Raw genomic sequence first — 23036 nt, 5'->3', positions numbered from 1 at the left:
GTCCGGCGGCATGCCCCCAGAAAACCGTTGTCGATTTTCGGGCTTGTGTGCTGGATTTCATGGTTTACCGATATGGCCCCGGAGATGACGTTCGACGATGACAGCTGAGGCCGCACGGACAGAAATGCACGGCTCCCGCCAGGGCGCCGCGATGGCGGCCGTCCATGTCGTTCGCCGCTTGCGCGAAGCAGGCGACTGGCAGCGCGAGATGGACAGCATACTGGAGGCACTGTGCCGTTCGTTGGACTGCCAGCGCGGCATTCTCTTCCGTTTGCGCGAGTTGCCGGGCGAGGGCTTCGCCCAGTCCGTGGCCTCCTATTGGATCGACCCTGCTTTTGGCGGCGAGCTCGCATCGCCTACCGTGATCATGCAGTCGATCATCAACTCCGATCCGCTGCTGGAGCAGTTGCAGGAGGATGAGCGCCAGGGCAAGGTCTTCGCCGGCCACACGCGCGACCTCGATGGTTTCCTGCGGGCCGACTTCGAGAAGCAGAACATAAAATCCTTCATTTCGGTGTCGGTCTTCGCCCACGGCCATCTCTGGGGCACTCTGGCGGTCAATGACTGCGCGGCCGAACGCGAATGGACGGATGAAGAGGAGGCGACGCTTCACATCATCGCGCTCGCCATCGGCGACGCCATCGAGCGCTCGCCCTCAGAGGCGCATGCGAGCGAGGTTATCCGCCGCACCATGCTGCAGGCTTCGCTCGACGCCATCATCGTCATCGACGAGGCCGGCTCCATCATCGAATTCAATCCGGCCGCCGAGAAGATGTTCGGCTTCAAGCGCAGCGACATCCTCGGCAAGGATCTGATCGACACGATCGTGCCGCATTATTACCGCAAGGGTTATTCGTCGGGCGCCGAGTACATGGCCGGACGGGGCGCGCCGATGGTTGGCCAGCGGCTGGAGACAGTGACCCAGAACGCGGCCGGCGAGATCTTTCCGATCGAGCTGACCGCGACGGAGATGAGGGTTGCCGACCGCCGGCTCATCTTCGGCTCGATCCGCGACCTGCGCGAGAAGCTGCACGCCGAAGAAGAGATCAACCGCCAGCGCGAGAAGCTGCACCAGAATGAGAAGATGGCGGCAATGGGCTCGCTGCTCGCCGGCGTCTCGCATGAGCTCAACAACCCGCTGGCGGTTGTGGTCGCACAATCGACGCTGCTGCATGAATTCGCGGCCGACCCGCAGACCAAGGTGCGCGCCGAAAAGGTGCGCGCGGCCGCCGAACGCTGCGGGCGCATCGTCAAGAGCTTCCTGTCGATGGTGCGCCTGCATCCGACCGAGCAGGCCGAAACCGACCTCAACCAGGTGATGCGCTCGGCGCTCGAAGTGACCGCCTATGGTGCGCGCTCCAGCGGCATCATCATCGACACCGACTTCGCCAACGGCCCGCTGCTCGCCATGGCCGACGCCGACCATGTCACGCAGGTCGCGGCCAACTTCCTCATCAACAGCCAGCATGCGCTTGCCGGCTTCACCGGCGAGCGGCGCATCAAGGTGCGGACCTTTCGCAGCGAGCGCGGCAATCCGGGCTTCTCGGTCGAGGACAACGGACCCGGCATTCCCGATGCGATCCGCTCACGCATCTTCGAATCCTACTTCACCACCAAGCCGGTCGGCGTCGGTACCGGCATCGGCCTGTCGATCTCGAAATCGATCGTCGAGCGCCACAACGGCAACATCTGGTTCGAAGAGGTGCAGCCGCACGGCGCGCGCTTCGTCGTCCAGTTGCCGGCGATTGTCGGCAATGCGGCAAAGGCCGGCGAGGGTCCGGCGCGGTCGAGCGGGCTGCGCCATGCGCTGATCATCGACGACGAGCCCGACGTCGCCGCTTCGCTGTCCGACATATTGGAGCTCATGGGGCTCAAGTCGCGTCTCGTGCCAAGCTGGACGTGCGCCGGCGAGGTTCTGAGCGGGCACATGCCGCCGGACATCGTGTTTTCCGACCTGCGCATGCCGGGCACCAGCGGCATCTCGATCTACCGTGAATTGCTGGCCGAACGGCCGGGGCTGGCGCAGCGTTTCGTGCTGGTCACCGGCGACCTCATCGGCGCCAAGGCCGAGATTGAGGCACTGCCGCCGCAGCAGCGGCCGCAGATCCTGGAGAAGCCCTTCTCGACGCTCGACGTCCGCGGCATCCTTGCGACCGTTGCCGATGTCGCGGCGGCCGACAACGGCGCCGACATCTGAAATTGCTCCCTCTGCGGCTTCACCTGGATATCGTCGGATTCGAAAAAAGAGGCTCCCGACCGACTTTGCGGCGGGAGCCTGACTGGAGCGCGGAGGCTGCGCTCAGGGGAGCCTAAAACACGTTCGGGGTGTCGGTCAGCGGCGCGGCATTGGCGATCATACGGACAGCTCGGGCCCGGTGCTGACCGGACTGCTCGGCAATGGCACGCAGGCATTCGGCGTTCTCGGCGCCCCAGCTCTGCCCTTTGCAGGCGAATTCGACTTGCGACTGCGGCAGGCGCGCGGTTTTGAGCGTCGTCGGCGCGCCCTCCACGACATTGGCCGGAGGATTGATCGAGGCGAAAGCGGGACCCGCGGCTGGCGCAAGCACCATGCTGGCGAAGGCGGCAACGCTCAGCAGCATGAACATCGTCATCGGATGGTCGCTGGCGCGCTGGCGCAACGCCAGCTTCGGACGGCGATCATTGCGCTCGGGACCATAAGAGCGGCGGCTGGCATCGGCGATCCGGACTTTGGCAAACATCGGCTGTTCCCTTCGTTATCTTTCTTTTTTCCTTGAAACGAACTTAACCGCACCACGTAACAGCCGGATGATAGGGCGGGATGGCCCATGTAACAGGACTGAAACGGGGATCGCTTCTGTTCCTTTTGCTCCTGTCGGATGCGGCGGACTGTAAGCGACCTCACACAGGCGCAGAATTGGCATGGCTGTCGCGATCGTCCGATGCGCGAAGCGCGTCGAAACGGTGCCCTCACAAACTGCGGATCCGAAGCTGGAACCGCCGTTTTGCACTCCTGGTTAAGGCTCGGATTTTCCGGGATTTTCTCGGCTCGGATGACTGCAAGCCGGTCGGCATGAAATTTCCATACTTTCACAAGCCATTGCATTTTAACGGAAAATGTGTTTTTATTGAACGAGCATTCAACAAAACGAGAGCATTTTCATGAACCCGCACCTGCGTGACGTGGCGATCCCCAACGATTGGGACCGGCGGGGTTTGCCGGGGTGGAGTTACCACTCCAACGCCCTTCTCGAGCTTGAGAAGGAATACGTCTTCCGCAATCACTGGCAGATCGCCGGCCATGTCTCCGACGTGCCAAATCCGGGCGACTATCTGACGATGGACGTCATCGGCGAGCGGGCGCTGATCGTGCGCGGCAAGGACGGCGTCGTGCGTGCCTTCAACAACATGTGCCGTCATCGGGGCAGCCGCGTCGTCGCCGACAGCCAGGGCACCTGCAAGAACGCGCTGATCTGCCCGTTCCACGGCTGGGTCTACAATCTCGACGGCACGCTGCGGGGGGCTGCCCGTCCGCGCTCCTTCCCGGAACTCGACAAGACCGAGTTCGGGCTGATGCCGCTCGATCTCGAAGTCTGGATGGGCTTCATCTTCATCCGCTTCCGCAACGGTGGCCCGCAGCCTTCCGTGGCTGAACTCTTGAAGCCGATCGAGGCGGAGATCGCCCATTACAATGTTGCCGACATGGTGCCGTGCTTGGGCATCTGGACCCAGAAATCACCGGTCAACTGGAAATCGGTGCGCGACGTCGACAATGAGGGCTATCACGTCGCCATGGCGCATCCGGCGCTGCAGGACCTCTACGGCGCGACCTATTTCGACGAACCCTTCGTCAACGGCGTGTCGCGGTCCTTCGCCACCTACAACCCGCATGCCGGGCGGCGCTGGAGCGTCAGCCAGTACATCAAAATAGCGCCCGAGCCGACGCACCTGCCGGAGCATCTGCGCAAAGCCTGGATCTATTACGGCATCTTCCCCAACAACGCGCTGTCGATCATGCCGGAATCGGTGCAGTTCTATCAGGAGTTCCCGCTGTCCACCGGCGAGACGCTGCTGCGCGGCGCGATCTATCGCTACAAGGACGAGACGCGGGAGCAGGCGGCGGCGCGCTACCTTGCCTACCGCATCGACCGCGACACCATGAACGAGGATGTCCAGCTCTCCGTCTGGTCGAACGAATCCATGCTCTCCGAGGCGTTCGGGGGCTTCTACCTCTCCGACCTCGAATATGGCGTGCGCACCCACCACGACCATCTGCGCAGGCAGGTGCCGGTGCTGAACTTGGAGACCGCACCGGAGGAAAAGGACATGTGGGGATTGAACGACGCGCTGCGGTCGAAGGGGTGAGCGTCTTCCCTTCTCCCTGTTACACGGGGAGAAGGTGCCCGAAGGGCGGGGCAGTGCAAGCGCCTCACAATTGGCTCTGGCTCCCGAACCTCAGGGAGCGTCTGAACTAAATCTCGCAAGCTGGCGCTGCCCCTCACCCGCCGGCTACACTCCCCGTAGAACGGGGAGAGGGGCGCTCTCTCACCCCCGCCAGACGCCTTCCTTCCTCAGATCATCCATCGTGCGCGAGATGCCTTCGCGCAGGATCGCGACCATGTCGTCGATCTGCTCGCGGCTGATGATGAGCGGCGGCGACATCACGCACATGTTGATCAGCGGCCGCACCAAGAGACCGAGCTCATGGCAATGCGCGTCGATACGCTTTCCCACATCCTTGTCGAGCTGCAGCGGATCCTTGCTCTCGCGGTCGGCGACGCATTCGACGCAAGCCATCAGGCCGGCGCCGCGTACCTCGCCGACCAGCGGCAGTTCCTCGAGCGTTTTCAGGCGCGCCTGGAAATAGGGCGCGATCTCGCGCGCATGCTGAAGCACGCCCTCTTCCAAAAGATCGAGGTTCTTCAGCGCGACGGCGCAGCCGATCGGATGGCTGGTGTAGGTGAGGCCATGGCCAAACAGCGCATCGGGATGGTTGGAGCGGCGCAGTTCCTCCAGCAGCCGCTCCGAGATGATCACGCCGCCAAGCGGGAAATACCCCGAGGTAACCCCCTTGGCGAAGGTGATCATGTCCGGGTCGAGGCCGAACACCTCGCCCGAGGCAAAGACATGGCCGAGCCGTCCGAAGCCGGTCACCACCTCGTCCGAGACATAGAGGATGTCGTTCTCGCGGCAGATCTCACGGATGCGCTTCAGGTATCCGTCCGGCGGCACGACGACGCCGCCCGAAGCTTGCACCGGTTCGCCGACAAAGGCGCCGATGCGACCGGCGCCGACGCGCGCGACCGTGTCGCGGAATTGGTCGACGAGGAAATCGGTGAAGGCGTCGATGCTCATCTCCTTCGGCCGTCGGAACGGATCGGGCGAGGAGAGCTTGATCACCAGCTCGTCGGCACCATCCATCCAGTGCCGGTCGCGCGGGCGGCCGTTGAGCGAAGCCGACAGGTAGGTCGAGCCGTGATAGGCGCCGCCGCGGCTGAGGATCAGCTTCTTCTCCGGCCTGCCGCGCACATTGTTGTAGAATTGCATGAAGCGCAGCGCGGTCTCCACCGCCGACGAGCCGCCGGTGGTGAAGAAGGTGTGACTGAGATCGCCGGGAGCGGCATCGGCGATGCGTCTCGCAAGCTCGGCTGAGGGCGCATTCATTGTATACCAAGGCGTGTTGTAGGACAGCGCCATCGCCTGGTCGTACATCACCCTTGCCAGTTCCTCGCGGCGATGCCCGACATTGATGCACCACATGCCGGCCGGACCGTCGATCAGCCGCTTGCCGGATGCGTCGGTGATGTAGATGCCCTCGCCCTCGCCGATCAGCGCCCGTGCCTCGGCGCCGACCGAACCGGCATAGGGCCAGGGCTGGACCAGATGGCGCTTGGCCAGCTCGACCGCATCGTCGTCCCCGGGCTCGACAACTTCCCTCGCCTTGATCTCTCGTGCAGCCGCCATCTTAGCCTCGCATGGTCCGTTGCGGTGATTTCCAGAGACATGAAACGAAGCGGGAAGCCATGGAAATTCGGCTTTTCGTCACTTCATTTTGAATGTCCATTCAATCAATATTGCAGAAATAGCGCTTGATTTCAATCGGCGGATGCGCTCATGATGAAAGAAAGCCGGCAAGTCTGGAGTGATCGCTCCGGGCACATAAATTGGGACTAGGCAGTCGGCGCTGATCAATGGGAAGGCCGTATGGCGGGACAGTCCGAGCCGGCAACTGCAATCACGCCCGGAGCGCTGCAATGACGGCCGCCGCGGAAGGGTCGCCCCCGCTGCGCATGGCGAGAGCCAGACGAAGTCCCCTTCTGCAGTCGGAAGCCGTCCAGGGCATTGCGCTGATCAGCCCGACCTTCCTTTACGCGCTCATCCTTCTCGTCCTGCCGATCCTGGTTGTTATAGCCCATTCCTTCTGGACGCAGGACTACCTGACCATCGACCACACATTCACGCTGGAGAATTATCGGATCGCGCTGACCGAGCCGATCTACCGCGACCTGCTCTGGCGCTCGCTCTACATCTCGCTGACGGTCAGCCTGCTCACCGTGCTGCTCGCCTATCCGATCGCCTATTTCATTTCCTTCCATGGCGGCCGCCAGAAGAGCCTCTGGCTGTTCCTCATCACCATCCCGTTCTGGACCAGCTACCTGCTGCGCGTGATGTCGTGGAAGGTGATCCTCGGCTACAACGGCGTGCTCAATTCCGGCCTGATGGGCCTCGGTCTCATCGACGAGCCGTCGACTGCGCTGCTCTACAATTCCAACGCGGTCATCATCACGCTGACCCACGCCTGGGCGACCTTCGCCATCCTGCCGATCTTCGTTTCGCTGGAGAAGGTCGACCGCACCCTGGTCGAAGCGGCGACCGATCTCGGCGACGGGCCGCTGCGCTCCCTTCTGCGCGTGACCTTGCCGCTGTCGGCGCCAGGCGTCATCTCAGCGGCGCTGATCGTCATGATCCCGACCGTCGGCGACTACGTCACGCCGAAGCTGGTCGGCGGCAAAGACGGCGTCATGATCGCCAACGCGATCCAGGCGCAATTCGGCAAGGCGTCGAACTGGCCGCTCGGCGCAGCACTCTCCGTCACCACCATGGTCATCGTCTCGCTGATGGCCGGCGCCGCGGTGCTGGTCATCCGCGCGCTGCAGAGGCTGGCGCGATGACGGCGATCAGACGTTACCTGCCAAGCTGGCTGTCGAGCTACGCCGCGCTCTACATCCTCTTCCTCTATCTGCCGGTGATCTTCCTGCCGATCTTCTCGATCAACACCGCGGCGACGCCGAAATTCCCGCTCTCAGGCGTCACGCTGCATTGGTACCAGGACCTGCCGCGCACGCCGGCACTGATCGACGCCACCTGGAACAGCTTGGTTGTCGGCGCCTCGGCCGCTATCCTGTCGACCGTGTTCGGCATTCTCGCTGCCCGTTCGATCACCCGCTACCGCTATCCCGGCCGCCGCACCGTCAACGGGCTGATCATGGCCCCGCTGGTGCTGCCCGAGGTCATCGTTGCCATCTCGATGCTCCTGGTGATGCTGCAACTGGGCTTGAGCCTGTCGCTGTTCACGGTCGTGCTTGGGCATGTGCTGGTCTGCATTCCCTATTCGATGACGGTGCTGACCTCCGGCTTCGAAGGTTTCGACCGCAGCCTCGAGGAAGCCTCCGCCGATCTCGGCGAAAGCGCCTTCGGCACCTTCCGGCGGGTGACGCTGCCGATGGTGGCGCCGGCGATCATCTCCAGCCTGCTGGTCTGCTTCACCATCTCGCTCGACGAGTTCATCATCGCCTTCTTCCTCACCGGCACCGAGGCGACGCTGCCGATCTACATCTGGGGACAGCTGCGCTTCGCGGCCAAGCTCCCCGGCGTGCTGGCGCTCGGTACCTTGTTGTTGGCGGCGTCCTTCGTGCTGATGACCGTTGCCGAGATCCTGCGCCGCCGCGCGGCGAGACGCACCCAGAACGAGAGAGGCCTCTATGCTTGAGCGGGTCCAATCCGAGCGAACGATGTCCGATCGCGCCATGATCGAGATCCGCGACGTCACGCGCAGCTACGGCGCGTTCAAGGCGTTGGACAATGCATCGCTCGTGATCAGGGAGGGCGAGTTCTTCTCGCTGCTCGGGCCGTCCGGCTGCGGCAAGACCACGCTTTTGCGCATGATCGCCGGCTTCGATACGCCGACCAGCGGCTCGATCGCCGTCGACGGCCAGCCGATGGACGGCATTCCCGCCAACCGGCGTCCGACCAACATGGTCTTCCAGAGCTACGCGATCTTTCCGCATCTCAATGTCGAGCAGAACGTCGCCTACGGGCTGAAGCGGCTGAAACTGCAGGGCGGCGAAGAACAGCGCCGCGTCGAGGAGGCGCTGGCGCAGGTGTCGCTGACCGGCCTTGGCAAGCGCCGCGCCACCGAACTCTCCGGCGGCCAGCGTCAGCGCGTGGCGCTGGCCCGCGCGCTGGTCATGCGTCCCAAGGTGCTGCTGCTCGACGAGCCGCTATCGGCTCTCGACAAGAAGCTGCGCGAGCAGATGCAGGTCGAGTTGCGCCGGCTGCAGCAGGCGGTCGGCATCACCTTCGTGCTGGTCACGCACGACCAGTACGAGGCTTTGGCCATGTCGGACCGCATCGCCGTCATGTTCGGCGGCCGTATCGCGCAGGTCGCCTCGCCCAAGGAAATCTACCAGCGCCCGGTCAACCGCCAGGTCGCCGACTTCCTCGGCGGCATGAATTTCGTCAAGGCCGAGATCGTCGAGGAGAACGGCGTGTCCTTGGTTGTCGACACGCTTGGCTTCGGGCGTGTGAGGACCGACAAGCCGAAGGCCTTCGTGCGCAACGGCGGCGCGGCGACGCTCGGCATCCGGCCGGAGCGGCTGCGCGTGCTCTGGGACAATGCGACGGCCAAGTTCGAGGTCGCCGGCACGGTGGTCGAGCGCCACTATTTCGGCGAGATCACGCATCTGATCGTCGAGATCCCGGGGCTGGAAAAGCCGCTCTCGGTGACCGAGACCAATGATTTCGGCGCCGACGACATTCCGGTCGGCGCGCCGATCCGTCTCGCCTACGACCCAGAGGCCCTGGTGGCGATGGCGGACTGAAGCCGCGCCAAAATCTTCCCGGCGGCGATGCGTCCGGCCACGATCGCGCCCTCGACATAGGCGGGGAAGGACGGCGACACTTCCGACGACGCAAAATGGATCGGCGGCGCGCCGGCAAGGATCGTGCGCTCGGCATCTCTTGCCGTCACGTCGACGATGAGATCGCTATAGGCGCCGCCGCTCCAGCGGTCATGCGTCCAGTCGCGCTGGCTGAAATCGAGAATATCGGCCGCGTCCGGACCGAGCGCATCCGCGAGCTTCGCAATGACCTCGGCGCGCAACGCCGCAGCACCCAGCTTGCGGCAGCGCAGCGCCAGCGGTCCACCGATGAAGACGACGAGCGCTGCATGCTCGGCATCCCTGCTGGCATCGCAGGCAAACAGGCCCGGCATGTCGCGCCACATAACCATTCCGCTCAGATCGCGCTCGCGCCAGAACGGCCTGGCATAGCGGACGAGGATCTTGACCACCGCGCCGCTTTCCCAGACGCCAAGCGCCTTCTTCAAGGCCGTTGACAAGGCAGGCCGAAAGTCGAGCCTGTTGGCCGTCGCAGGCGGCAGGGCGAGCAGGACCTCGCGCGCCTCGACGGCGCCGCCGCCTGCAACGACACGAACGCCGGACGGCCCGCGCTCGACGCGAATGACCGGCTCGTTCAGCCGCAGCCGGTCACCGAGATCGCCCGCCAGGTCCGCGGCCAGCGACTGCATGGTCTCGCGCAGAGAATATTGCAGTTCCGGCACTTCGTTGGTGATGCGGCGATCATTGTCGATCAGGTACCAGAGCGGCACCTTTTCCAGCGCCAGGCACCACAGTCCTTCGATCATCGAGCGGAAGGCGGCTTTGGCATCTACCGGATCGGTCTGGCGTTCGAGCCAGGAGGCGACGGTCAGCCCGGCGATCGCGGGATCGTCAGGCTCGGTCCAGTTCATGCGGTCGCGGATCGCCATCGCGGTCACATAGGTCTGTCCGGCCTGGTCGACCGACATCGGTGGATGGGTGATGAAATCGCCATCGACAAAGGTTTTGACGAAGGTCTTGCCGCGCGCCCTGGCCAGCGCCATCAACTCCGGCATGTCCTCGCACAGGAACTGGCCGCCGCTGTCGATCAGCTCGCCGAGCCCGTTTCGCGCACCTTCCACACGACCGCCGACGCGGCCGCGCGCTTCCAGGACAAGGAAATCGATGCCGGCGCGCTTCAATTCGAGCGCGGCCGACAGGCCGGTGAAGCCGGCGCCGACGATTGCAACGTCGGTGCTTTCGGTCTTGCTGTTCAATAGCCGGCCTTGATCTTCTCGAACTCGGCGATCATCTTCAGCTTGAGCTCGGAAGGCAGCGGCTGCTGGAACAGCGTCTTGTCGACCCATTTTTCCACGTTGTCGTAGCCCTTTTCCTTGAGCACCGCCTGGTCGACACCGGCCATGCCCTTGGCGTTGGCTTGGCCGTAGCCCCAGTCCTTGACCAGCACCTTGGCGACTTCCGGATCGTTGACGGCATTGAGATAGTCATAGGCCTTGTCAATGTTGCCGGGCGCGTCCTTGAACAGCACATAGCCGCACACCCAGGTCGAGATGCCCTCGTCGGTATCCTTCTTGGACTTGATCGGCACGCCGGCGGCCTGCGATTGCACCGCCGCGTCGTTCCAGGCCCAGGCGAGATCGACCTCGCCGCCTGAGAGCAGCTGCACGATGTCGGTGGTGTCGGTCCAGTAGGAGCGCACGTTCTTGTGCACCTGGCGCAGGAAATCGGACGCCTGCTTGAACTGCTCGTCCGTCATCTTTGTCCAGTCCTTCAGCCCGATGGCGAGGCTGGCCAGCGCATAGGCGTCGTCGACATTGTCGCCGATCGAGACGCGTCCCTTATACTTGGGATCGGCGAAGGCCTTCAGCGACTGCACGTCCTTCTCGGCGATCTTGTCGGAGTTGAAGGTGAGCTGCGTGTCACCCCAGTCCCAAGGCATGAACCAGGCTTTGCCGTCGGGGTGGTGGCAAGGTCCTTCATCGCCATGATGCCGGGGTTGAGATCCTTCCAGCCGGCGATCTTGGAAGTGTCGAGCGGCTGCAACAGCCCCGCCTCGCGCCACTTCACCACGCTTTGCGAACACGGATGGCCGAGGTCGGCCTTGAAGCCGGAGCGGATCTTCTCAAATGCCTCGTCCTCATCGCCGAAAAAGGCGAAGGTCGGCGAGTCGCCGTCCTTCTCGACATATTTGCCGTGGAAGCTGGGGTCCTCATAGCCGGACCAGTCGAACACGATGAGGTCCTTGTCGGCGGCAACGGCGAACGCTGCCGCCGAAGACGCCAGCGCGCCGGCGAGCGCCAAAGTAAGTGTCAGGCGTCGGCTGAGTTTCTTCATGCTGTTCCATCCTCTTTGGTCTTGCCGGTCTTGCTGGCCGGCTGTTGCTAACCCCGGGCTGACGTTAATCGTAGTGTTTCGGAAAGGCGGCGGCCAGGAACGCGTTGGCCGCCTGCAGCGCGGTCTCGCGCGTGGTGTCCTGGGTGCCCATCATCAACCGCAGCCACAGGCCCTCGAGCATGGCCGATAGCGCCAGCGCCATGACCTGCGGCTCATAGGCATAGCCGCCGCTTTGCTTGAGCGTCGCGCAGAGATCGATGAACACCTGCTGGTAGTAAGCGTCGCGCGAGCTGCTCAGCGCCTGGTAGGTCGGCCGCGATTTGGCCTCGCCCCAGAAGGCGCACCAGGCGGCGAGCTTGCGCTTGTTGCAGATCGAGCGATCGAAGTCGGCCCACACCAGCGCCTGCAGCTGCCGCGCCGGATCGTCGCCTGCCTTCTGCAAGGCCGCGCGCCAATGCGCCGAATACTCGTCATACATATATTGCAGCGTGGCGACGAGCAGCTTCTCCTTGCTTTCGAAATGGAAGTTGACGATGCCGCGGGACAGGCCCGCGCCGTCGGCCACATCGGCCATCGTCGTTTCCGCATAGCCGCGCTTGGCCAGTGAATCGATCGTCGCCTCGATCAACTGGAGTTGCCTGACTTCTTTCGAAGCCTTGCGGCCGCGCTTCTCGGCGTCTCCTTTTCGTGCCGGTTCGGGCAAGGCATCCCTGGCCTCTGCATTCTTCATGAGCGTGACGGTCTCCAGCATTGCCGGCTATCCGACCGGCTTCCAACCGCGCAGATGAGTGGGGCGGTGCTCACCACTGTCAAGCACCTTCTGCATCGCCTCCCAGTTCCGGATGTTCTTGTCGACATAGGCCCCGCCGACCGCGGCGGCGAGCGCTTGATAGAGTGGCCCCTTCAGGCGCGCCAGTTCCTCCCGCGCCACCTCGCTGTACCATGCGTTGCGGTCGCGGACGCTGATGTCGCGGAAGCCAGCACGACGCATCGCCTCAGCGTAGCGCGCCGGCGAAGCCATGGCAAAGGACAAGCCTTCCGCCGCGAGATAGGTCTTCATGTCCGCAGACGGCTCGCCGTCGTGCGAGATCATCCAGTTCGACGCGGCGAAGACGCCGCCGGGCTTCAGCACGCGGAAGATCTCGGCGAACAGCGCATCCTTGTCCCGGACATGCAGCAGTGCGTCCTTGGAGAAGACGACGTCGAAGGAAGCATCGGTGAAAGGCAGCGGTCCCGGCGGCCCCTGGACGAAGCTCACGCGGTCCTGGAGACCCTGCGCAGCCGCCTTTCGCTTTGCCGTCTCGATCACCGGCCTCTCGACATCGAAACCGGTCGCATGCGCCGCACCATGGCGCGCGACCAGATCCAGCGTGACGCCGCCGGCGCCGCAGCCGAGATCGAGGATCGTCTTGCCCTTGAGCGAGAGGCCTTCGACCACGCGGTCCACTTCGTCCGGGCCGCCCGGGGAGAGGTAGCCATCGCCCCAGAGCGCCTCGAGGAAGCGAATGGCCGCGTCGTCATATTCCGGCTTGGCGTTAGCCGTTTCGATCATCGGACTGAGGCCTCAAATGCCGAAGTCGCCTTCGCGCTAGTGGACACCAGAAATGCGGGGCAAAGCCTAGCGCATCAACGCAGAAACGCAACACCATTTGTTGAACATTCATTCAAAATGGCTGGACAAAAAACCGTGACCCGTGCCAAATTCGGCTGATCGGGGAACAAATCGCACCCAAAAACGGGCGGCCGGAGGGAGGTTGAGCGCACATGAAGGCATGGGACGCGATCGTCATCGGCGGCGGCCACAACGGGCTGGTCAACGCCGGCTATCTGCAGCGCGCCGGGCTCGACGTGCTGGTGGTCGAGAAGAACGACTGGGTCGGCGGTGCGGCGACCAGCCGCGAGCTGACGCCGGGCTTTCTCTACTCCAACTGCTCCTATGTCTGCTCGCTGTTCCGGCCCGAGATCATGCGCGATCTGGAGCTGCCGCGCTTCGGCCTGCAGGTGATCTCCTATGAAGGCGGCGCGGTGTTCACGCGCGACGGCGACTATCTCGCCAACTACCGCGACCACGATGCGCATCGCCGCGAATTCGCCCGCTTCTCCAAGCGCGACGCCGAGGCCTACGACCGCTATTCGCGCGACGTCACAAGGCAGTGCCGCTTCATCCAGCCGCTGTTGATGCGCACCGCGCCCGATCCCACGAGCTTCAAGCCGCGCGATCTTGGCGAGCTGCTCTATCTCGGCAGGAAATTCGCCGGTCTCACCGCTGAGGAAATGGCGCTGACCTTGCGCTTCTGGACGATGTCGATCTCCGACTTCCTCGACGAGTATTTCGAGACCGACGTCATCAAGGCGAACTTTGCGCTCTCCGGCATCATAGGCACGGCGCTTGGGCCCATGTCGCCCGGCACGGCCTATGTCCTGCTCCACCACTATATGGGTGAGGTCGATGGCTCGGTGGGCGCCTGGGGCTATGCGCGTGGCGGTATGGGTGCCGTGACCAAGGCGCTCGCCGCCTCGTTCAAGGCCTCCGGCGGCACGATCCGCACCGGCGCCGAGGTCGAGCGCGTGCTGATTAGGAACGGCAGGGCCAAGGGCGTCGTACTGGCCGGCGGCGAAGAGGTCTATGGCAAGCTCGTCGTCTCAAACGCCGACGTGAAGCGCACCTTCCTGAAGCTGGTCGAGGAGAAGGAGCTGCCCGACATCTTCCTTCGGCGGGTCAGGAACTTCAAGATCCGCGGCTCGTCCGGCAAGGTCAACATCGCGCTGGATTCGCTTCCCCAATTCCCGGCTCTGCCGAAGGATTCGCCGGTCTACCGCGCCGACATGCACTTCACCGATTCAATCGAGCGCATGGAGCGCGCCTATGACGACTGGAAGGCCGGGCGCTGGTCGGCCGATCCCTTCCTCGACATGGTGATCCCGACCACGCTCGACCCGACCATGGCGCCGCCGGGAAAACATTTCATGAGCTGCTTCGTGCAATACGCGCCGCCCAAAATTGGCGGCCGAGACTGGACGGACGCCGACCGCGACGGCTTCGCCGAGAGCGTGGTTGCGCAGATCGCCGAATATTCGCCCGGCTTCCGCGACCGCATCGTCCATATGGAGGTGCGCACGCCGCGCGAGATCGAGGCCGAGGTCGGCCTCACCGAAGGCAACATCTTCCAAGGCGAACTGACCTTCGACCAGCTGCTGTTCAATCGCCCGGTGCCGGGCTACGCGCAATATCGTTCGCCGGTCGGCGGCCTCTATATGTGCGGTTCCTCCACGCATCCGGGCGGCGGCGTCATGGGCGCGCCCGGACGCAACGCCGCCGCCGAGATCCTGCGCGATCTCGCCAAGCCAACCCTGCATATGAGCCCGGCCCATGACGTCATCTGAAGCGAATTGGGACGCGATCGTCATCGGCGGCGGCCACAACGGCCTGGTCGCCGCCGCCACGCTGGCGAAATCGGGACGCAAGGTGCTGCTGCTCGAGGCCGGCAAGGAGGTCGGCGGCGCGGCGCGCACCGAGGAATTCGCGCCGGGGTTTCGCGTCTCCTCGGTCGCTCATCTGCTCAACCGCCTGCATCCCGATGTGGTGAAGACGCTGGAGCTCGAGCGCCACGGGCTGAAGATCGAGCGCGGCGATTTGGTGCCGTCGATCGCATTGTCGAAAGACGGCCCGCTGGTGCTGCACGGCGCCTATGGCGAGACGCTGACGGGCGCCAGCCCGTCGGAGCAGTCGGCTTGGCGCGACCTGCGCGCGCAGCTGTTGCGCTACGCCGGCGTGCTGAAACCCTTCCTGTCGCGCCGTCCGCCGGACCTTGCCGGCATGTCGCTCGCCGAAATGACCGGGCTCGGCCAGACGGCGCTGGCGCTGAAGAAGCTCGGCAAGGAGGACATGCGCGACTTCCTGCGCGTGCTCTTGATGAACGTCTACGACTTGCTCGACGAGCAGCTTTCCGACGACAGGCTGAAAGGCCTGCTCGCTTTCGACGCGACACTGGGCAGCCATCTCGGTCCGCGCTCGCCGACATCGCTGCTCGGCCTCTACTATCGGCTCGCTGGCGAGATCGGCGGGCTCGCCGGCGCGCAGATACAGCCCAAGGGTGGCATGGGCGCGGTCGTTGCCGCCATCCGCTCGGCGGCCGAGCAAGCGGGGGTTTCGATCCGTCTGGCTTCGCCGGTCGCCAAGGTCGTCGTCGAGAAGGGCCGCGCCGTCGGTGTCGTCACGCAGGGCGGCGAAGCGCTGCGCGCAAAAGCCGTCGTCTCGGCCATCAATCCCGCAACCACGATCCTCGATCTGGCCGGGCCGCGCGAGGTCGACACCGGTTTCGTGCGCAAGATGAAGAACATCCGCATGAAGGGCGATGCGGCGAAGCTTCATCTCGCGCTCGACCGGCCGCCGCAATTTGCCGGCGTCGACGCCGCTGGCCACAAGGGCCGACTCGTCATCGCGCCTTCGCCGGACCATGTCGAGGGCGCCTTCAACCCGTCGAAATATGGCGAGTTTTCGCCCGAGCCGGTGATGGAGATCACGCTGCCCAGCCTGGTCGATCCTTCGCTGGCACCCTCCGGCGCCTGCGTGCTCTCCGCGGTGGTGCAATACGCACCTTATGCATTGAAACAGGGCTGGACCGCCGGCAAGCCGCAATTCCTCAAGGCGATCATGGCGCAGCTCGAAGCCTATGCGCCTGGCATCGGCGCCACGGTGCGTCATCCCGAGTTGCTGACTCCGGCCGACATCGAGGGACGCTACCGCATGCCCGGCGGTCACTGGCACCACGGCGAGTTGCAGGCCGACCAGATGCTGATGTCGCGGCCGGTCTCCGGTTGGTCGGGCTACGACACGCCGCTCGAAGGGCTGTTCCTTGCCGGCGCCGGTTCGCATCCCGGCGGCGGCATCTCCGGCGCCCCCGGCCTCAACGCCGCACGCCGCATCATCGCGATAAGGGCATGAGATGATTTCGCCATTCACAAACGCAGCGCTCTACGATGCCGACATGAATCGTCATGTGAAAATCAATTCCGCCCGCACCCTTGCGCAATCCCACTTCCGCACGCTTCGGCTCGGCACACCTTTCCAGCCGCGCATCGACGCGCTGGCGCTGACAAACGACTGGTACAATTGGGCCGGCTACCGCGCGCCGCATTCGCTCTGGGACGAGGAGCTGGAATATTTTGCCATTCGCAGCCAGGCGGCACTCCTCGACATCTCGCCGATGACGAAATACCGGATCGAGGGTCCGGACGCTGAAGCCTATCTCGACCGTGTCACGCTGCGCGACGTGACTAGGTTGAAGCCGGGCCGCGTCCACTACACCGCCTGGTGCGACGACGAAGGTTTCGTCCTCGATGACGGCACGCTGTTCCGGCTGTCGCCGACGCGCTTTCGGCTGTGCTCGCAGGAGCGGCATCTGCCCTGGCTGCTTGACAGCGCCATCGGCTACGAGGTCAGCGTCGAGGAAGAAACCGAAGCGATCGCCGGGCTCGCGCTGCAAGGCCCAACCTCCTTCGCCATCCTGCGCGACGCCGGCTTTGCCGGCATCGAGCGGCTGAAGGTTTTCGACCTCGCCGACTTCGCGCATGACGGCGCTGCCGTCACCGTCTCGCGCACCGGCTTCACCGGCGATCTCGGCTACGAGCTGTTCGTGCCGGCGGACAAGGCGTTGAGCCTATGGGACCGGCTGATGGCGGCGGGCGGGCTGCGCGGCATCCGCGCCATCGGCTACACGGCGCTCAATCGCGCCCGGCTAGAAGCCGGGCTGATCGTCGCCAATGCCGACTTCACCACCGCCGGGCACGCCATCCGTGCCGACCGCCTGCGCATGCCGGACGAGATCGGCCTCGGCTTCATGGTCGATCCGGACAAAGGCCACTTCAACGGCCGCCGCCCCATCTTCGAAGCGCGGGCGAAGAAGCAGCTGCGCCATGTGCTGGTCGGGCTGGAGATCGAAGGCAACATCCCGGCCGAGCACGCCATCGTCTACTGCAAGAAGAGCCGGGAGGTCGGGCTCGTCAGCGCGGCGATGTGGTCGCCCATGGCCAAGCGCAACATCGCCATCGCCTCCTTGCAACGGCCTTACGGCGATAGGGTCGTCGACGACCTCTGGGTCGAGATCTACGCCTTGCGCGAGCTGCGGTACCAGAAGCTGATGAAGCGCGCGAAAGTGGTGCCGCGACCGTTCATCAAGCTCGACCGCCGCACCGCCGACCCGCCGACGGATTTTTGACGTGGAAGGGGATGCGGACAGGCTGGACGCGGAGGCGGAAGCGGCCGAGCAGTGGCAGTTGGTCAACACGCCGCTCGGCGAGATGTGGTCCGGCCGCACCCGCTATGCGGCGGCGATGTTCTTCTTCAAGCGCGGCGAGATGGATGCCGACACGCTGGAAGTCTACCGCATCTGCGCTCGGCTCGACCATGAAGACCCCTTGCCGATCATCCGCGACCGCGGTGTCGGCAAGGAATGGCTTAAGCGCTTGGGTGCGTAAGCCCGCAGCGCGACGGAGCTGCTCTCCTGCTTCGCCCTAGGATGACGACGTTGGGGGAGCGTTCTGGCCCAATTCCGAACGTCCAAGATTGTCACTTTATCCGATCGTCCTTTCAAGGACACGCAGCCAGTTCCGATAAGCGATCTTCTCGATCAGCGCGCGCCCGAAGCCGCGAGCGGCGAGCGCGTCGAGGAGCTTCGGCAGGCCTGCCACGTCGCCGATCACCGCCGGGATCATGGCACCGTCGAAATCGGATCCGAGACCGACACCGTCCTCGCCCAGCGCCTGCAACAGCGACTCGATGTGGCGCAGCATGATGTCGAGGCTGGTGTCGGCATTCATGCGGCCGTCCTCGCGCAGGAAGCCGGTGGCGAAGTTCAGGCCCACCATGCCGCCCGTTTCGCGGATCGCGCCGAGCTGCCAGTCGGTGAGGTTGCGCGAATGGCCGCAGATCGCATGCACGTTGGAGTGGGTCGCGACCAGCGGCGCATCGCTGAGCGCGGCGACATCGCGAAAACCCTTCTCGTTGAGATGCGAGAGGTCGATCATGATCCTGAGCTGGTTGCATGCCTTGACCAGCGCCTTGCCGGCGTCGGTCAGGCCCGGCCCGGTATCGGGCGACGAGGGAAAGCGGAACGGGACGCCGTTGCCGAAGGCGTTCGGCCGGCTCCAGACGATTCCCAGCGAGCGGAGCCCGGCGGCATGGAGCACGTCGAGCATGGCAAGTTCGGGATCGATCGCCTCGACGCCTTCGATATGGAACACCGCGGCGATCGAGCCATTCGCCATCGCCTCGCGCACATCACCGGCGCTGCGGCAGACGGTGAGCGCGCCGGCGCGCTCCAGCCTGAACAGGATCGAGGCCATGCCGATGGTCGACGTGACCGCCTCGGCGCGCGGCAGTTCCGGCGGCAGTGGTTCGTTGTCGCTCGGCGCCGGCGGCACGGCGCTGCGCTTGGTCTTTTCGTTCGGCGGCGGAAAGATGGCGAACATGCCGCCGGCAAAACCGCCCTTTTTGGCGCGCGGCATGTCGATGTGACCGCCCGGCGTGCCCTCGATGAACAGCTTTTCGACATCCGCTTCGTTCGACTGGTAGAGCCTCAGCAGCGTGTCGTTGTGGCCGTCGAAAACGGGAATGAGGTCGGATTCGGTCATCAGGCCATTCGCTTTTTTGAGGTGGCGGATCGGGGCGGGAGAATCCCAGGTGATCTGTCTAATTAGGCAAGATGGCCGAACTGCGCAAATGCCAGACGCGTGTTCGCATTTATGGCTGGGCGAGACGCGTCGCTCGCCCCCGGCGGCGATGGATCGGCGCGCAGCGCCGAGACGGTTCGGGGCGCTGCAGCGGAGTGAGACGTCGGTTTTCCCTGGAACTCCCCTCAGCCGGCCGCTTCGCGGCCCCCTTCTCCCCGGGGGAGAAGGGGAAGACAAGTGCTACTATTTCAGCACGTCGGCCCATTCCGGATGGCGGCGGAACTGGGCGTTGGCGAAGGGGCAGAGCGGGATTATCTTCTTGCCCGCCGCGCGCGCGTCCTCGACGGCGCGGGCTACCAGGCGAAGCCCGGCGCCCTGGCCGCGAAAGACATCCGGCACCTCGGTGTGATCGATGATGAGCTGGTGCTCGCCGACCTTGGTGAAGGTCATTTCGGCCTCGGCGCCGCCCGGTCCGCGCAGCAGGTAGCGACCCTTGGAGCCGCGATCTTCCAGTTCGATCTCGGGCAGCTGGTCAGCCATTTTTTGCGCCTCCTTCGCTGGCGGGCGAGAGGGCGAACAGCCGCCGCGCCGCTTCGATTTCATTCGGCCGCACCTCGTGCCCGCCGTCGTGCCATTCCACTGTGACATCGGCCCCGTCGGCGCGCAAATAGGCCTCCAGCCGCGTTGTCAGGTTCGGCGGGCAGATCGGGTCGCGCCTGCCGGCCGTGATCAGGATGCGGAGCCCGGCAAGGCTGCCCTGCACCTGCGGCTCGAACGGAATCAGCGGATGCATCAGCGCCGCGGCATCGAACAGTCCTGGCTCGGCGAACACCGCCGAGGCCAGGATGTTGGCGCCGTTGGAATAGCCGAGGCCGAACACCGCCGATGGCTTTGCCGCTTCGACATGCGCCTTGACGAAGCCGGCCATCTTGGCCGTCGCCCGCGCGAGGTCGTCCATGTCGTAGACGCCTTCGCCGGTGCGGCGGAAGAAACGGGCGGCACCTTGCTCCGACACATCGCCGCGCGGCGAGACTAACGTCGCCGAAGGCGCGAGCTCGCGACCGAAGGACAGAAGCTGGTTCTCGTCGGCTCCGGTGCCGTGGAAGACGAACAGCAGCGCGCTGCCCGGCCAACCGGGCAGCACTTTGTGGATGTAGGCGTCCTTGCTCATGGCGTCAGTCTTCCAGCTTCTGCAGATGCTGTTCGAGATAGGGTCTCAGATGCTGATGCTGCGTCGGCAGCTTCAGCGCCTCGCCGAGATGCGCGGTGTCCTCGTCGCGGTTGAAGCCCGGCTCGTTGGTTGACACCTCGAACAGCACGCCGCCCGGCGTGCGGAAATAGATCGCCCAGAAATAGTCGCGATCGATGACCGGCGTCACGCCGTAACCCGTGTCGACAAGTGCCTTGCGCACTTCGAGCTGCCGCGCGCGATTCTCGACCGCGAAGGCGACATGGTGCACCGAGCCGGCGCCGAGATTGGCAAAGCCGGCGCCCGGCAGCGATTCGATGTCGACGACGTCGGCGCCGTTGCCGTTCTTGATCGCCATCCGGCGGACGTTGCCGGACTTGTCGACCTCTTCATAGCCCATGAACTTCAGCAGCTCCTCGGTGGCGCCGCCGTCCTTCAGTCTCAGCGCGACCGAGTGGAAGCCGCGAATCGCCTCATCGGCGGGGACGCCGCCCTTCACCCAGGGCGCTCTGCCGTCGGCCTTGTCTTCAACCAGCGCAAAACTGTCGCCGTCGGGGCCGGTGAAGGCAAGCCGCTTCTCGCCAAAGCTTTCGCTGCGGCCAACACCGCTGACGCCCTCGTCGGCGAAGCGCTTTTCCCAATAGCCGAGCGTGCCTTCCGGCACCGAGAAGACGGTGGTGCCGACCTCACCCACCCCATGCCGGCCCTTGCCGATGTCGGGGAACGGGAAATAGGTCATCACCGAGCCCGGCGTGCCGAACTCGTCGGCATAGTAGAGGTGATAGACGTCCGGTGCGTCGAAATTGACGGTCTTCTTCACCCGACGCAGGCCGAGCTTCTTGGTAAAGAATTCATTGTTGCGGCGCGCATCGCTTGCCATCGAGGTAACGTGATGCAGGCCCTTGATCTGATTGAGCATGGTCTTGCTCCTTCCCTATCCTTGCTGCGGCCCTTGCCGCTGTCCACCGCAATATGAGGATAGCGCCGGGCCCGGCAAAGCGACCAAACTCAGAATGGACTGTATCACAAAAGTGAACGGCCATAAGACCGATGTTCACCAATTGATGAACTGCCTCCTTGCGCCGATCGGGAAATTTCGGCTCCATGAGCGGGCGCACCATCTTGAGGAGAAGAGTTTGGAGAACCGAGTGAGCCGCCCGAATGTTCTTCTCATCACCTGCGACCAGTGGCGCGGCGATTGTCTGTCGGCGGCGGGACATCCGGTAGTGAAAACGCCGCATGTGGATGCGCTCGCGGCCGAGGGCGTGCTGTTCCAGCGCCACTACGGTGGAGCGGCGCCCTGCTCGCCGGCGCGCGCCTGCCTCTACACCGGCCTCTATCAGATGAACAACCGGGTCTGCCGCAACGGCTCGCCGCTCGACGCCCGCCACAGTAACATCGCGCTTTCCGCACGCGCGGTGGGTTATGACCCCACGTTGTTCGGTTATACCGATGTGGCGCCGGACCCGCGCCGGCTTGCGGCCGGCGATCCGCGGCTGAGGAGTTATGAAGGCGTGCTGCCCGGCTTCAGCGTCCGGCAGTTGCTGCCCGAACATCAGAAGCAGTGGCTGTCCTGGCTGCGGACGCAAGGCATCGACACGAGCGCCGGGATACCGGGCATCCATCGTCCGGCTGGCAAGCAGGGCAAGGTCGGCGATGATGTAAGCAACGCGCCGCCGGTCTATTCGAAGGACCAGACGCCGGCGGCTTTCCTGGCCGGCGAATTCATCCGCTGGCTTGGCGAACAGGAGCAGGCGGCGCCGTGGTTCGGGCACATCTCCTTCATCAGCCCGCACCCGCCTTTCATCGTGCCGCAGCCCTACAACACCATGTACGACCCGGCCGACGGCCCCGCTTTCCGGCGCGCGGCGAACTGGCAGGCCGAGGCGCAAAGCCACCCCTACCTCGCATACGATCTTGGCCTGCAGAAGCGGACGAAGTTCGTTCCCGGCGCCGAGGGCAAGGTGCGGGATTGGAGCGAGGAGAATTTCCGCCGGATCCGTGCGCTTTACTACGGCATGATCTCCGAGCTCGACGCGCAGCTCGGCCGCATCTGGGAAGCGCTGAAGGCGGCCGGCAGTTGGGATGACACTGTGGTTGTGCTCACCTCCGACCATGCCGAGATGATGGGCGACCACTTCATGCTTGGCAAAGGCGGCTTCTTCGACGCCAGCTACCACATTCCGCTGATCGTGCGCGATCCGCGCCGGACAGAAGCGGCCGGCGCTTCCATCGATCGTTTCACCGAGGCGGTGGACGTCTTCCCGACCTTGCTCGACCTGATCGGCGCAGCACCCGAACCGCACCTCGACGGCAGGTCGCTGGCGTCCTGGCTCGACGGCGAGGAGCCGGCCGACTGGCGCGACGCGGCGCACTGGGAATTCGATTTCCGCTCGGTCGCCGACGGCGAAGCCGAGCGGCATTTCGGCATCGGCTCACGCGACTGCAACCTTGCCGTCCTTCGCACCGAGGCTTTCAAATATGTCCATTTCGGCGGCGGCCTGCCGCCGCTTCTCTTCGACCTGGCTAGCGATCCGGACGAGTTGAGCAACCTCGCGCACGACCCCGCCTATCTGCCGGTGCGCGTGGAACTCGCCGAGAAGATGCTCACCTGGCGCGCCAACCATCTCGACCAATCACTCGCGCTGGCGGAGCTGACAAAGGACGGAGTGGCCGGCCACGTGAGCAAGACAGCAGGCAGCAGGGAATAGCGAAACGCGTATTCCCTGCTGCCCGCTGCCCGC

At 64.6% G+C, this 23036-nt stretch carries 19 protein-coding genes and 1 pseudogene; 10 read left to right on the top strand and 10 right to left on the bottom strand.

Going from position 1 to position 23036, the window contains the following annotated elements; all coding sequences use genetic code 11:
- Positions 1 to 97 precede the first annotated feature (97 nt).
- Positions 98 to 2197 carry a sensor histidine kinase gene (locus tag EJ078_RS17845; protein ID WP_164888342.1) on the top strand — a complete coding sequence of 700 codons (2100 nt, stop codon included), beginning with the start codon at positions 98 to 100 and terminating at the stop codon, positions 2195 to 2197.
- A gap of 112 nt (positions 2198 to 2309) precedes the next feature.
- Here the strand turns inward: EJ078_RS17845 and EJ078_RS17840 are convergent, their stop codons facing one another.
- On the bottom strand, positions 2310 to 2720 hold the full coding sequence (locus EJ078_RS17840) for a hypothetical protein (RefSeq protein WP_127216702.1): 411 nt from the start codon (positions 2718 to 2720) through the stop codon (positions 2310 to 2312).
- A gap of 421 nt (positions 2721 to 3141) precedes the next feature.
- On the opposite strand from EJ078_RS17840, the gene EJ078_RS17835 reads away from it, so the two are divergent.
- A complete protein-coding gene (locus EJ078_RS17835) occupies positions 3142 to 4344 on the top strand; it encodes an aromatic ring-hydroxylating dioxygenase subunit alpha (RefSeq protein WP_067319237.1) in 1203 nt (400 codons plus the stop codon).
- Positions 4345 to 4524: 180 nt separating this feature from the next.
- On the opposite strand, the gene EJ078_RS17830 is transcribed toward EJ078_RS17835, so the two are convergent.
- Positions 4525 to 5943, bottom strand: coding sequence for an aminotransferase (locus tag EJ078_RS17830; protein WP_127216701.1), 1419 nt, complete (start codon positions 5941 to 5943; stop codon positions 4525 to 4527).
- 290 nt (positions 5944 to 6233) lie between these two features.
- Here EJ078_RS17830 and EJ078_RS17825 point away from each other — a divergent pair, with 290 nt between their 5' ends.
- Genes EJ078_RS17825 through EJ078_RS17815 form a run of 3 tightly spaced genes read left to right on the top strand, consistent with a single transcriptional unit; the run spans position 6234 to position 9080 of the window.
- Positions 6234 to 7151: an ABC transporter permease gene (locus EJ078_RS17825; protein ID WP_127216700.1), complete on the top strand. Its 918-nt coding sequence runs from the start codon at positions 6234 to 6236 to the stop codon at positions 7149 to 7151.
- The gene (locus tag EJ078_RS17820) at positions 7148 to 7969 is read left to right on the top strand and encodes an ABC transporter permease (RefSeq protein ID WP_127216699.1); all 822 of its coding nucleotides are present in this window, start codon (positions 7148 to 7150) and stop codon (positions 7967 to 7969) included. The genes EJ078_RS17825 and EJ078_RS17820 overlap by 4 nt, the downstream gene beginning before the upstream one ends.
- 37 nt (positions 7970 to 8006) lie before the next feature.
- Positions 8007 to 9080, top strand: a complete 1074-nt coding sequence (locus EJ078_RS17815) for an ABC transporter ATP-binding protein (protein ID WP_127404045.1) — start codon at positions 8007 to 8009, stop codon at positions 9078 to 9080.
- Here EJ078_RS17815 and EJ078_RS17810 read toward each other — a convergent pair.
- The 4 genes and pseudogenes from EJ078_RS17810 to EJ078_RS17795 all read right to left on the bottom strand — a co-directional run bounded on the left by EJ078_RS17810 (position 9044) and on the right by EJ078_RS17795 (position 12984).
- Positions 9044 to 10354, bottom strand: a complete 1311-nt coding sequence (locus tag EJ078_RS17810) for a flavin monoamine oxidase family protein (protein WP_164888341.1) — start codon at positions 10352 to 10354, stop codon at positions 9044 to 9046. The genes EJ078_RS17815 and EJ078_RS17810 overlap by 37 nt on opposite strands.
- Positions 10351 to 11432: pseudogene (locus tag EJ078_RS17805) on the bottom strand (ABC transporter substrate-binding protein). Before EJ078_RS17805 ends, EJ078_RS17810 begins: the two are co-directional and overlap by 4 nt.
- A gap of 64 nt (positions 11433 to 11496) precedes the next feature.
- Complete coding sequence (gene betI, locus EJ078_RS17800) at positions 11497 to 12183, bottom strand: transcriptional regulator BetI (protein ID WP_067319249.1); 687 nt, start codon at positions 12181 to 12183, stop codon at positions 11497 to 11499.
- 6 nt (positions 12184 to 12189) lie between these two features.
- The gene (locus EJ078_RS17795; protein ID WP_208720761.1) at positions 12190 to 12984 is read right to left on the bottom strand and encodes a class I SAM-dependent methyltransferase; all 795 of its coding nucleotides are present in this window, start codon (positions 12982 to 12984) and stop codon (positions 12190 to 12192) included.
- A gap of 212 nt (positions 12985 to 13196) precedes the next feature.
- On the opposite strand from EJ078_RS17795, the gene EJ078_RS17790 reads away from it, so the two are divergent.
- The 4 genes from EJ078_RS17790 to EJ078_RS17775 are packed head-to-tail and all read left to right on the top strand — an operon-like array spanning position 13197 to position 17909.
- Positions 13197 to 14816 carry an NAD(P)/FAD-dependent oxidoreductase gene (locus EJ078_RS17790; protein WP_127217292.1) on the top strand — a complete coding sequence of 540 codons (1620 nt, stop codon included), beginning with the start codon at positions 13197 to 13199 and terminating at the stop codon, positions 14814 to 14816.
- A complete protein-coding gene (locus EJ078_RS17785) occupies positions 14803 to 16377 on the top strand; it encodes an NAD(P)/FAD-dependent oxidoreductase (RefSeq protein ID WP_127404043.1) in 1575 nt (524 codons plus the stop codon). Before EJ078_RS17790 ends, EJ078_RS17785 begins: the two co-directional genes overlap by 14 nt.
- A 43-nt stretch (positions 16378 to 16420) precedes the next feature.
- Complete coding sequence (locus tag EJ078_RS17780) at positions 16421 to 17650, top strand: aminomethyltransferase family protein (protein ID WP_127216004.1); 1230 nt, start codon at positions 16421 to 16423, stop codon at positions 17648 to 17650.
- 1 nt (position 17651) lies between these two features.
- A complete protein-coding gene (locus EJ078_RS17775; RefSeq protein ID WP_082953643.1) occupies positions 17652 to 17909 on the top strand; it encodes a hypothetical protein in 258 nt (85 codons plus the stop codon).
- 96 nt (positions 17910 to 18005) lie between these two features.
- On the opposite strand, the gene EJ078_RS17770 is transcribed toward EJ078_RS17775, so the two are convergent.
- The 4 genes from EJ078_RS17770 to EJ078_RS17755 form a co-directional block, all read right to left on the bottom strand.
- Positions 18006 to 19064: a dipeptidase gene (locus EJ078_RS17770; protein WP_127216005.1), complete on the bottom strand. Its 1059-nt coding sequence runs from the start codon at positions 19062 to 19064 to the stop codon at positions 18006 to 18008.
- A gap of 282 nt (positions 19065 to 19346) precedes the next feature.
- Positions 19347 to 19643: a GNAT family N-acetyltransferase gene (locus EJ078_RS17765; protein ID WP_095778179.1), complete on the bottom strand. Its 297-nt coding sequence runs from the start codon at positions 19641 to 19643 to the stop codon at positions 19347 to 19349.
- Entirely contained in the window at positions 19636 to 20274 is a 639-nt protein-coding gene (locus EJ078_RS17760; RefSeq protein ID WP_208720760.1) for an alpha/beta hydrolase, read from the bottom strand. The genes EJ078_RS17765 and EJ078_RS17760 overlap by 8 nt, the downstream gene beginning before the upstream one ends.
- 4 nt (positions 20275 to 20278) lie before the next feature.
- Positions 20279 to 21211, bottom strand: coding sequence for a VOC family protein (locus tag EJ078_RS17755; protein WP_095799849.1), 933 nt, complete (start codon positions 21209 to 21211; stop codon positions 20279 to 20281).
- 229 nt (positions 21212 to 21440) lie between these two features.
- Between EJ078_RS17755 and EJ078_RS17750 the strand changes: the two genes are divergently transcribed.
- Entirely contained in the window at positions 21441 to 23003 is a 1563-nt protein-coding gene (locus EJ078_RS17750) for an alkaline phosphatase family protein (RefSeq protein ID WP_245458859.1), read from the top strand.
- Positions 23004 to 23036 lie beyond the last annotated feature (33 nt).

Origin of the sequence: Mesorhizobium sp. M1A.F.Ca.IN.022.06.1.1 (assembly GCF_003952605.1) — a bacterium.
Classification (GTDB): Bacteria; Pseudomonadota; Alphaproteobacteria; order Rhizobiales; family Rhizobiaceae; genus Mesorhizobium.
This window is presented reverse-complemented; position numbering and strand designations above follow the sequence as displayed.

Excerpts from the sequence above, each read along its gene's own strand:
- EJ078_RS17845 (WP_164888342.1), top strand. The coding sequence starts at position 98 with ATGACAGCTGAGGCCGCACGGACAGAAATGCACGGCTCCCGCCAGGGC.
- EJ078_RS17840 (WP_127216702.1), bottom strand. The coding sequence starts at position 2,720 with ATGTTTGCCAAAGTCCGGATCGCCGATGCCAGCCGCCGCTCTTATGGT.
- EJ078_RS17835 (WP_067319237.1), top strand. The coding sequence starts at position 3,142 with ATGAACCCGCACCTGCGTGACGTGGCGATCCCCAACGATTGGGACCGG.
- EJ078_RS17830 (WP_127216701.1), bottom strand. The coding sequence starts at position 5,943 with ATGGCGGCTGCACGAGAGATCAAGGCGAGGGAAGTTGTCGAGCCCGGG.
- EJ078_RS17825 (WP_127216700.1), top strand. The coding sequence starts at position 6,234 with ATGACGGCCGCCGCGGAAGGGTCGCCCCCGCTGCGCATGGCGAGAGCC.
- EJ078_RS17820 (WP_127216699.1), top strand. The coding sequence starts at position 7,148 with ATGACGGCGATCAGACGTTACCTGCCAAGCTGGCTGTCGAGCTACGCC.
- EJ078_RS17815 (WP_127404045.1), top strand. The coding sequence starts at position 8,007 with ATGATCGAGATCCGCGACGTCACGCGCAGCTACGGCGCGTTCAAGGCG.
- betI (WP_067319249.1), bottom strand. The coding sequence starts at position 12,183 with ATGCTGGAGACCGTCACGCTCATGAAGAATGCAGAGGCCAGGGATGCC.
- EJ078_RS17795 (WP_208720761.1), bottom strand. The coding sequence starts at position 12,984 with ATGATCGAAACGGCTAACGCCAAGCCGGAATATGACGACGCGGCCATT.
- EJ078_RS17790 (WP_127217292.1), top strand. The coding sequence starts at position 13,197 with ATGAAGGCATGGGACGCGATCGTCATCGGCGGCGGCCACAACGGGCTG.
- EJ078_RS17785 (WP_127404043.1), top strand. The coding sequence starts at position 14,803 with ATGACGTCATCTGAAGCGAATTGGGACGCGATCGTCATCGGCGGCGGC.
- EJ078_RS17780 (WP_127216004.1), top strand. The coding sequence starts at position 16,421 with ATGAATCGTCATGTGAAAATCAATTCCGCCCGCACCCTTGCGCAATCC.
- EJ078_RS17770 (WP_127216005.1), bottom strand. The coding sequence starts at position 19,064 with ATGACCGAATCCGACCTCATTCCCGTTTTCGACGGCCACAACGACACG.
- EJ078_RS17765 (WP_095778179.1), bottom strand. The coding sequence starts at position 19,643 with ATGGCTGACCAGCTGCCCGAGATCGAACTGGAAGATCGCGGCTCCAAG.
- EJ078_RS17760 (WP_208720760.1), bottom strand. The coding sequence starts at position 20,274 with ATGAGCAAGGACGCCTACATCCACAAAGTGCTGCCCGGTTGGCCGGGC.
- EJ078_RS17755 (WP_095799849.1), bottom strand. The coding sequence starts at position 21,211 with ATGCTCAATCAGATCAAGGGCCTGCATCACGTTACCTCGATGGCAAGC.